Below are 9,659 nucleotides of genomic sequence, written 5' to 3' on the forward strand. Positions count from 1 at the left end.
CACGGCTGGGTAACGGCGGTACGAACCCCTTGTCAGTACAATTTCACATTACTATGTTACCGGTCACATCGTAGAGCGCGGCCCTTCACTGGAGTGACCCCATGACCAAGCGCACCCAACTCGCCCTCGCCACCGCCCTGGTGGCAGCTCTCGCACTCGGCGCCTCGGGCTGCTCCGACCCCAAGAAGGGCTCGTCGGGCGCGGGGGCCTCCAACCCCGCCGCCGCCAACGACGGCAAGTTGCTCGGCGGCACGCCGGTCAAGGGCGGCACCCTCACCGTCCTGTCCAACCAGGACTTCGCCCACCTCGACCCGGCCCGCAACTGGGTGATGCCGACGATGGACTTCGGCACCCGCCTCCTCTACCGCACGCTCGTCACCTTCAAGGCAGAGCCCGGCAAGGCCGGCAGCGAGCTGGTCCCCGACCTCGCCACCGACCTCGGCACCTCCTCCAACGGCGGCCGCACCTGGACCTTCACCCTCAAGGAGGGCCTGAAGTACGAGGACGGCTCCCCGATCAAGGCCCAGGACATCAAGTACAACGTCGAGCGCTCCTTCGCCCCCGACCTCACCGGCGGCCCCGACTACGCGGCCCAGTACCTGGCCGGCACCGAGGGCTACAAGGGACCGCTCCAGGGCAAGCACCTCGACTCCGTCAAGACCCCCGACGACCGCACGATCGTCTTCGAACTCAAGCGCCCGGTCGCCGAGTTCTCGGCCACCGCCACCTTGCCGACCTTCGCGCCCGTCCCGCAGTCCCAGGAGAAGGGCACCCAGTACGACTCCCGCCCGTTCTCCTCCGGCCCGTACAAGATCGAGTCGTACGACCGGGACAAGAAGCTCGTGCTCGTCCGCAACGAGCACTGGGACGCGAAGACCGACACCGTGCGCAAGGCCTACCCCGACAAGTTCGTGGTGGTCATGGGCCTCAAGGGCGGCCAGATCGACGACCGCATCATCGGCGGCGAGGGCGCCGACGCCTCCACCGTCGAGTACGCCGACATGCGCCCCGAAAGCGCCCCCAAGGTGCTGCCCAAGCCGGACATCAAGGCGCGTCTGCTCGCGGAGTCCAAGGGCTGTACCGAGATGCTCTACCTCAACAACTCCCGCGCCCCCTTCGACGACCCGAAGGTCCGCGAGGCCATGCAGTACGCCGTCGACAAGGAGGCCGTGATCACCGCGGGCGGCGGTCCGGCCCTCAACGAGATCGCCACCGCCTACCTGCCCCCGGCCCTGTCCGGCGGCAAGCAGCCCGACACGCTGAAGATCGCCCCGGCCGGCGACCCGGCCAAGGCCAAGGAACTGCTGAAGGCCGCCGGCAAGGAGAAGATCAAGGTCTCGCTCGCCGTCTCCACCGGCGACAAGGCCGTGGGCGAGGCCCTCCAGCAGGGCCTCGCCCGCGCGGGCGTCGAGGTCGTCATCGACACCGTCGACCCGGGTGCGTACTACGACGTCATCGGCGACCTCTCCACCACCCCCGACATGACCTTCACCGGCTGGTGCCCCGACTACCCCTCCGGCTCCACCTGGATGCCCTTCGTCTTCGACGGACGCACCATCAAGGACAAGGGCAACCAGGGCAACTACAGCCAGTTCCGCGACGAGGCGACCAGCAAGCGGATCGACGAGATCAACAACATGGCCGACGCGAAGCAGGCCAACCAGGCCTGGATCGACCTGGACGCGGAGCTCATGAAGAAGTCCCCGTCCATCCCGATCCAGCTGGAGCGCAAGCCGCTGCTCGTCGGCCCCAACATCGCGGGCGCCTTCGGCCACCCGGCGTGGACCGGCGAGATCGACTACGCGACGGTCGGCCTCAAGGACCCGTCGAAGAGCCAGGGCTGAGGGCCGGGGACACGACAGCGCCATGACCGCCACCGCACCCGCCGTCGGCGATCCGGAGGTGAAGGAGGTCCCGCCCGGCAGCAGCCCCTGGCAGCTCGCCCGGCGGGAACTCCGCCGCCGCCCCGCCGTCCGCGTCAGTCTCTGCGTCGTCCTGCTCTTCGTCCTGATGGCCGCCACCGCCCCCTGGCTGGGCGCCCTCGGCGGCTGGTCGCCCGACCAGTTCGACAAGACCGCCATCGACCCCTACCTCGGGGGCCAGCCCCTCGGCTCCTTCGGCGGGATCAGCCCCGAGCACTGGCTCGGCGTCGAACCCGTCACCGGCCGCGACCTGTTCGCCCGCGTCGTCCACGGCGCCCAGGTCTCCCTCCTCATCGCCTTCACCGCCACCGCCATCGTCGTCGTCGCGGGCACCGCCGCCGGAATCGCCGCCGGCTACTTCGGCGGCCGCACCGACGCGGTCCTGTCCCGGCTGATGGACCTGACCATGTCCTTCCCCTCGCTGATCTTCATGATCGCGATGCTGTCGGTGGCCAAGGACGTCAACCGGATCGTCCTGATGACGGCCGTCATCGGGGTCTTCGGCTGGCCCGGCGTCGCCCGGGTCGTCCGCGGCCAGACCCTCTCCCTCAAGCACCGCGAGTACGTCGACGCCGCCCGCGTCGGCGGTGCGAGCTCCTGGCGGATCCTGACCCGCGACATCCTCCCGGGCGTCTCGGGCCCGGTCATCGCCTACACCACCCTGCTCATCCCCGGGATGATCAGCACCGAGGCCGCGCTCAGCTACCTCGGCGTGGGTGTCCGCCCGCCGACCCCGTCCTGGGGCCAGATGATCGCCGAGTCCGTCGCCTTCTACGAGACCGACCCCATGTACTTCGTCATCCCGAGCGTGTTCCTCTTCCTCGCCGTGCTCGCCTTCACTCTCCTCGGCGACGCCCTGCGCGACATCCTCGACCCGAGGGGCGGCCGCAGTTGATCCTCTACCTCCTGCGCCGGCTCCTCGCCCTCGCCGGCGTGCTCCTCGCCATCGCCGCCGTCACCTTCCTCATCTTCTACGTCCTGCCCTCCGACCCGGCCGCGGCCGCCTGCGGCAAGACCTGCAGCGCCGAGCGGCTGGCCGACGTACGGGAGTACCTCGGCCTGGACCAGCCCGTGTGGCGCCAGTTCACCGACTTCCTCACCGGCATCTTCACCGGCCGCACCCTCGGCTCCGGCCAGTACGCCGTCCAGTGCGACTTCCCCTGCCTGGGCTACTCGTACGAGAACTCCCTGCCGGTGTGGGACCTGCTGATGGACCGCCTGCCGGTGTCCGCCTCCCTCGCCTTCGGCGCCGCCGCGCTCTGGCTCGTCCTCGGCCTCGGCGCGGGCGTCACCGCCGCCCTGCGCAAGGACACCGCCACCGACAAGGTCCTGATGGTCGGCGCGGTCGCCGCGGCCTCGCTGCCCGTCTACTTCACCTCCGTGATGCTCATCTACGGGGTCATCCGCGTCGCCGGACTGCTGCCGTACCCCACTTACCAGGCCTTCACCGACAACCCGCTCGCCTGGGCCACCAACCTGCTGCTGCCCTGGACCGCGCTGGCCCTGCTGTACGCCGCCATGTACGCCCGGCAGAGCCGCGGCTCGATGATCGAGGCGATGGCCGAGCCGTACATCCGCACCGCCCGCGCCAAGGGCATGCCCGAGCGCACGGTCGTCGTCAAGCACGGGCTGCGCTCCGGGATGACCCCGATCCTGACCATCTTCGGCATGGACCTCGGCGGGCTGCTCGCCGGAGCCGTGATCACCGAGTCCATCTTCGGACTCCCGGGCGTCGGCAGGCTGTTCTACGGCGCCCTCGTCAGCTCCGACCAGCCCGTGGTCCTCGGCGTCACCCTGCTCGCCGCCTTCTTCATCGTCGTCGCCAACCTCGCCGTCGACCTCCTGTACGCCGTCATCGATCCGAGGGTGAGGTACTGATGGCCGCCCCCCTTCTTGAAGTGCGCGACCTGCACGTCACGTTCACCACCCCGCGCGGCCCGGTACGGGCCGTCGACTCACTGGGCTTCACGGTCGAAGCCGGCCGCACCCTCGGCATCGTCGGCGAGTCCGGTTCGGGGAAGTCGGTCACCTCCCTCGCCGTCATGGGCCTGCACCGCGGAGCCGAGGTCGGCGGATCCGTCGCGCTCGCCGGACGGGAGCTCACCGGCCTCTCCGAAAAGGAGCTCTCCACCGTGCGCGGCCGCAAGATGGCGATGATCTTCCAGGATCCGCTGTCCAGCCTGCACCCCTACTACACGGTCGGCGAGCAGATCGCCGAGCACTTCAGGGTCCACTTCCGGGCCGGCCGGGCCGCCGCGCGCAAACGCGCGGTCGACATGCTCGGCGAGGTCGGCATCCCCGAGCCGGCCCGACGGGCCGGGGAGTACCCCCACCAGTTCTCCGGCGGCATGCGCCAGCGGGCGATGATCGCCATGGCGCTGGCCTGCGAGCCCGAACTGCTGATCGCGGACGAGCCGACCACCGCCCTCGACGTCACCGTGCAGGCGCAGATCCTCGAACTGATCGCCCGGCTCCAGCAGGAGCGCGGCCTCGGCGTCGTGATGATCACCCATGACCTGGGGGTCGTCGCCCGCGTCGCCCACGAGGTCCTGGTCATGTACGGCGGCCGGGCCGCCGAACAGGCCCCGGTCGACGAGCTGTTCGCCGACCCCGCGCACCCCTACACCCGGGGTCTGCTGGACTCGCTGCCCCGCCTGGACACCCCCGACGACGCGCCGCTGCCCTTCATACCCGGCTCCCCGCCGTCCCTGCTCGCGCCCGCGTCCGGCTGCGCCTTCGCCCCCCGCTGTCCGAGGGCCGCCGCCCGCTGTGACGAGGCACGGCCCGAGTTGGCGGCGTACGGGGACGGGCCGCCGCGTACGGTCGCCTGCCACTTCGCCGGAGCCGGCGCGGCAACCCCTGCCGAGGTGACCCGATGAGCACCACCACCGAACCGCTGCTGTCCGTACGGGACCTGACGATGACCTTCCCCGGAAAACGGTCGCTGACCGGGCGCCGGGGGGCGCCCGTGCGCGCCGTGGACGGGGTCTCCTTCGACCTGGGGGCCGGCCAGACCCTCGGCCTGGTCGGGGAGTCCGGCTGCGGGAAGTCCACCACCGGCCGGATGCTGGTACGGCTGCTGGAACCCACCGCAGGCAGCGTGGAGTTCGAGGGCACGGACATCAGCCGGCTCTCCCAGGGCGCACTGCGACCGCTGCGCAAGAACATCCAGATGGTCTTCCAGGACCCGCACTCCTCCCTCAACCCCCGCCAGACGGTGTCCCGGATCATCTCGGATCCGCTGCTGGTCCAGGGGGCGAGCGCGGCCGAGGCCCGTCGGCGGGCCGCCGAACTGATGGAGCTCGTCGGGCTGATCCCCGAGCACATCGACCGCTACCCGCACGAGTTCTCCGGCGGCCAGGCGCAGCGCATCGGCATCGCCCGCTCGCTCGCCACCAGCCCCCGGCTGGTCATCGCCGACGAACCGGTCTCCGCCCTCGACGTCTCCGTGCAGGCGCAGATCGTCAACCTGATGGAGCGGCTGCGGGCCGAACTGGGCCTGGCGTACGTGTTCATCGCGCACGACCTGTCCGTGGTCAAGCGGGTCAGCGACCGGGTCGCCGTCATGTACCTCGGCCGGATCGTCGAGATCGGGGACAAGAAGTCCCTCTACGAGAACCCTCAGCACCCGTACACCCGGGCGCTGTTGTCCGCCGTTCCGCTGCCCGACCCGGCGGCCGAGCGGCGGCGCGAGCGGATCGTGCTGCTCGGCGACCCGCCGAGCCCGGCCGCCCCGCCCTCGGGCTGCACCTTCCACCCGCGCTGCCCCGTGGCGCAGGAGGTCTGCCGCACCGAACGGCCGCTGCTGCGGCTTGCCGCCTCCCGTGAGGTGGCGTGTCACTTCCCTGGGAACTGACGGGGATCCACGGGAAGGGCAGGGCCCCGGAGCCAAAGGCGTCTCCGGGGCCCTGCGCCGTGTCCGCGCCGGCTCAGCGGCCCGGTTCGCAGCGGCTCAGAGGCCCAGTTCGCGGCGGAAGAACTCCAGCTCCAGCGCCATCACCTTCTCCCTCGTGCCGCCCGGGGTCATGTGGGTGACGCCGGGCAGGGCCAGCAACTGGTGGGGACGGCCCGCGTCCGTCAGCGCCTGGGAGAGGCGCAGGGTGTGGGAGGGGTGGACGTTGTCGTCCGCCAGGCCGGTGACGAGCAGCAGCGGCCGGGTCAGCTTCGGGGCGTCGGGGATCAGCGAGTCCCGCTCGTAGACCTCCGGGTGTTCCTGCGGCAGGCCCAGGTACCGCTCGGTGTACGCCGTGTCGTACTGCCGGAAGTCGGTCGGCGCGGCCCCCGCGGCCGCCGCGTGGAAGACGTCCGGACGGCGCAGCACCGCCAGGGCGGAGAGGTAGCCGCCGTACGACCAGCCGCGCACCCCGACGCGGCCGAGGTCGAGGTCCGGGTGGCGGGCGCCGAGCGCCTGCAGGGCGGCGACCTGGTCGTCCAGGGTGACGTCGGAGAAGCCGCGGTACATGGCGTGCGTGAAGGCGGGCGAGACGTACGGGGTCCCGCGGTTGTCGACGCTCACCACGGCGAAGCCCTGGTCGGCCCACCACTGCTTGGCCTGCCAGCGGCGGGGCTCGGCGCTGACGTCCTGGTAGCCGGGCCCGCCGTAGCCGTCGACCAGCACGGGCAGCCGCCTGCCGGGGACATGGCCGCGCGGCAGCACGAGCGCGGTGGGCACGCCGTGTTCGGTGACCCGCTCCAGCACCGGGACCACCCGGTACGGCAGCGGCGCGGACAGGTCGCCGGGGGTCGACTCCCGCCCGTCGGCGGTGCGTACGGTGCGCCGGATCCCGTCCGCGTCGGCGCAGGTGAGCAGCAGCGCCCCGGCCGAGGCGGTCACGGTGTGCACCCCGGGCCCGTCGGCCACCGGCTGCGACTCGCCGGTTGCGGGGTCGAGCAGCAGAACCTGCTGCTCGGCGGGGTCGCGCAGCCCGGCCTCGACCAGCAGCCCGCCCTCGTGGATCCCGGCCACGCGGCGGATCTGGATCCCTTCCCCGGTGAGCAGCCGCCCGTCCACGGCGAGGCCGCGCGCGGCCCCGGCGGGGGTGTCGGCGGCGGTCAGCATCCGCCCGTCGGGCAACCGCGCCGGGGTGCCCGGAACCATGGGGTCCACCCACTGGGCGTGCGTGGTGCGCGACAGCTCACGGGTCTGCCCGGTCGCGGGGTCGGCGGACAGCAGCAGGACGCACTGCTGGAGCCGGTCCTGGACGGTCAGCAGGATCTCGTCGTGCGACTCCCAGCCCGCCTCGGAGACGTACGGGTAGGCCCCGGCGTCCCAGTCGAGCCGGACCCGGGTCCCCGCCGGGCCGAGCACCCAGAGCTGCACGTCGGCGTTGGGGCCGCCCGCTTCGGGGTACGCGAAGTCCTCGGCCGGGAGCTCGGGCCGCGCCGGGTCGGCGAACCAGCGCCGCTGGAGCGCGCTTTCGTCGACCCGGGCGGCGAGCAGGGTCTGGCCGTCGGGGGACCACCAGTGGCCCCGGGACCGCCCCAGCTCCTCGGCGGCGGCGAACTCGGCCACGCCCCAGCGGGCCCCGTCGTCGGGGCTGATCCGGCCGCCGGGTGCGGTGTACAGCGCGTCGGCCGTGACGTACGCGGTACGGGAGCCGTCGGCGTTCGGCCGCGGGTCGAAGACGGGTCCGGCGGCCGGGATCTCCTCGGGCGCCGCGCCGGGCTGCCCGGCCCCGTCGCAGGAGACCCCGTACAGCCGCCCGTACAGCGCGAAGACGGCGCTCCGGCCGTCGCCGGAGAGCGCGTACGAGCCGATCCCGGCGGCGACGAGGCGGATCCGCTCGCGCAGCCGGCGCTCGGCGACGGGGAGCTCGCCCGGCTCGGGGCACAGTTCGCGGGGGTCGGCAAGGCGGGTCTCGGCTCCGGTGGCGGTGTCGAGGGCCCAGAGGCTGTCGAAGGGGTCGGTGGGGCCGGTGGAGCGGAGGAACCAGAGGAGCCGGCCGTCGTCGCCGAAGGTGAAGGCACGCGGTGCGCCGTATGTGAACCGGGCCGTTTCGGCGGAGAGCCTGAGGAATTCGTCCATGATTCTAGTGTGGCATGTGAAATATCACATGGCCTAGGCCATTCGAGTGGTGACCTCCCGAGCGCGGGCATAGCGTCGACTGGGTGGACCCGAACGCACTGCCGCACAGCAACGGGACCGACGGCAAGGTCCGAGGGAGCGGCAACGGGCTTGCCCTGTTCGTCATCGCCTCCTGCCAACTCATGGTTGTTCTCGACATCACCATCGTGAACATCGCGCTGCCGCACATCCAGACCGCGCTCGGCTTCTCCACCGAGAGCCTGTCCTGGGTGGTCAACGCCTACACCCTCACCTTCGGCGGCCTGCTGCTCCTCGGCGGCCGCGCCGGCGACATCCTCGGCCGGCGGCGGGTCTTCATCTTCGGCGTCCTGCTCTTCGGCCTGGCCTCCCTCCTCGGCGGACTCGCCCAGAACGACGTTCAGTTGATGGCCGCCCGCGCCCTCCAGGGGGTCGGCGGAGCCATCGCCTCCCCGACCTCGCTCGCGCTGATCACCACCACCTTCCGCGAAGGCCCGGCACGCAACCGGGCGTTCGGCGTGTTCGCCGGAGTCTCGGCCGGCGGCGGCGCGATCGGGCTCCTCGCGGGCGGCCTCCTCGTCGAATGGCTCAACTGGCGCTGGGTGCTCTTCGTCAACGTCCCGATCGCCCTGCTGATCGCCCTGCTGGCGTCCAGGGTCATCAAGGAGTCCACGCGCCACCCCGGGCACTTCGACCTCCTGGGCGCACTGCTGGGCACCGGGGGCATGGTCGCGCTCGTCTACGGATTCATCCGCGCGTCCCAGGAGGGCTGGCGCGACCCGTTCACACTCGGGTCCTTCGCCGCCGCCGTGGTGCTGCTCACGCTGTTCATCGTCAACGAGCGGCGCTCGCCCCAGCCGATCACCCCGCTGCACATGTTCGCCGACCGGAACCGGGCCGGGACGTACGGGATCATGCTGATGCTGGCCTGCGCGATGTTCGGGATGTTCTTCTTCCTGACGCTGTTCGTCCAGAACGTGCTCGGCTTCAGCCCGCTGCGCGCGGGCCTCGCCTTCCTGCCGGTCAGCGCCGTGATCGCGGTGGCGGCCGGGGTCACCTCGCAACTGCTGCCCAGATACGGGCCCAAGCCCTTCATGGTCGCCGGCGCGCTGTGCTGCGCGACCGGACTGGGCTGGCTGACGCAGACCGACGTCCACTCGACGTACCTGGGCAGCATCCTCGGCCCGATGCTGGTGTTCGGCACCGGCATGGGCCTGCAGTTCGTCTCGCTGACGCTGATGGCCCTGTCCAACGTGCCCGACCGGGAGTCGGGCGCCGCGTCCGGGCTGCTCAACACGATGCAGCAGGTGGGCGGATCGCTCGGCCTGTCGATCCTGGTGACCGTCTTCGGCACGGCCAGCCGCAACGAGGCCAAGGAACAGGTGCCGTCCTTCCTCGGCACGGCCGACCCGGAGCAGAAGGCCTTCTTCGTGCGGACCGGGCAGCTCCCGAAACCCTGGTCCGACCAGGTCCTGACCTCGGGCGTGTCCGCGGCCTTCGTGGCGGCGGCGCTGTTCACCCTGGTGGGGGCGGCGATCGCGATGTTCGCGATCCAGGTCCGCCCCTCCGACCTCGCACGCCTCCAGGGCAACCACGCGCCGGCGACGGCCGGACCGGCGGTTTCGGGCCGGGACAGCCCCTAGTGTCCTGCGCCGGAGATTCGTCGGCAGAAACGGGCGAGGGAGTCGAGGATC

7 protein-coding genes are annotated in these 9,659 nt (G+C 71.6%); 6 read left to right on the forward strand and 1 reads right to left on the reverse strand.

The features are described from left to right. Nucleotides 1-101: 101 nt before the first annotated feature. Genes ACFWBF_RS14410 through ACFWBF_RS14430 form a run of 5 tightly spaced genes read left to right on the forward strand, consistent with a single transcriptional unit; the run spans nucleotide 102 to nucleotide 5,778 of the window. Nucleotides 102-1,844 (forward strand): ABC transporter substrate-binding protein, encoded by a 1,743-nt coding sequence (locus ACFWBF_RS14410; RefSeq protein WP_385600391.1) that lies wholly within the window; start codon nucleotides 102-104, stop codon nucleotides 1,842-1,844. 22 nt (nucleotides 1,845-1,866) lie between these two features. Further along, a complete protein-coding gene (locus ACFWBF_RS14415) occupies nucleotides 1,867-2,817 on the forward strand; it encodes an ABC transporter permease (protein ID WP_385600394.1) in 951 nt (316 codons plus the stop codon). After that, nucleotides 2,814-3,800 (forward strand): ABC transporter permease, encoded by a 987-nt coding sequence (locus tag ACFWBF_RS14420; protein ID WP_385600397.1) that lies wholly within the window; start codon nucleotides 2,814-2,816, stop codon nucleotides 3,798-3,800. The genes ACFWBF_RS14415 and ACFWBF_RS14420 overlap by 4 nt, the downstream gene beginning before the upstream one ends. Then, nucleotides 3,800-4,801 carry an ABC transporter ATP-binding protein gene (locus ACFWBF_RS14425; protein ID WP_385600400.1) on the forward strand — a complete coding sequence of 334 codons (1,002 nt, stop codon included), beginning with the start codon at nucleotides 3,800-3,802 and terminating at the stop codon, nucleotides 4,799-4,801. Before ACFWBF_RS14420 ends, ACFWBF_RS14425 begins: the two co-directional genes overlap by 1 nt. Next, the gene (locus ACFWBF_RS14430) at nucleotides 4,798-5,778 is read left to right on the forward strand and encodes an ABC transporter ATP-binding protein (protein WP_385600404.1); all 981 of its coding nucleotides are present in this window, start codon (nucleotides 4,798-4,800) and stop codon (nucleotides 5,776-5,778) included. Before ACFWBF_RS14425 ends, ACFWBF_RS14430 begins: the two co-directional genes overlap by 4 nt. A 96-nt stretch (nucleotides 5,779-5,874) precedes the next feature. Here the strand turns inward: ACFWBF_RS14430 and ACFWBF_RS14435 are convergent, their stop codons facing one another. Next, a complete protein-coding gene (locus tag ACFWBF_RS14435) occupies nucleotides 5,875-7,947 on the reverse strand; it encodes a prolyl oligopeptidase family serine peptidase (protein WP_385600407.1) in 2,073 nt (690 codons plus the stop codon). 83 nt (nucleotides 7,948-8,030) lie between these two features. On the opposite strand from ACFWBF_RS14435, the gene ACFWBF_RS14440 reads away from it, so the two are divergent. Beyond that, nucleotides 8,031-9,608 (forward strand): MFS transporter, encoded by a 1,578-nt coding sequence (locus ACFWBF_RS14440; protein ID WP_385600410.1) that lies wholly within the window; start codon nucleotides 8,031-8,033, stop codon nucleotides 9,606-9,608. Nucleotides 9,609-9,659: the final 51 nt, after the last annotated feature.

It is taken from the genome of Streptomyces sp. NPDC060028 (assembly GCF_042736725.1).
Lineage (GTDB): Bacteria > Actinomycetota > Actinomycetes > Streptomycetales > Streptomycetaceae > Streptomyces.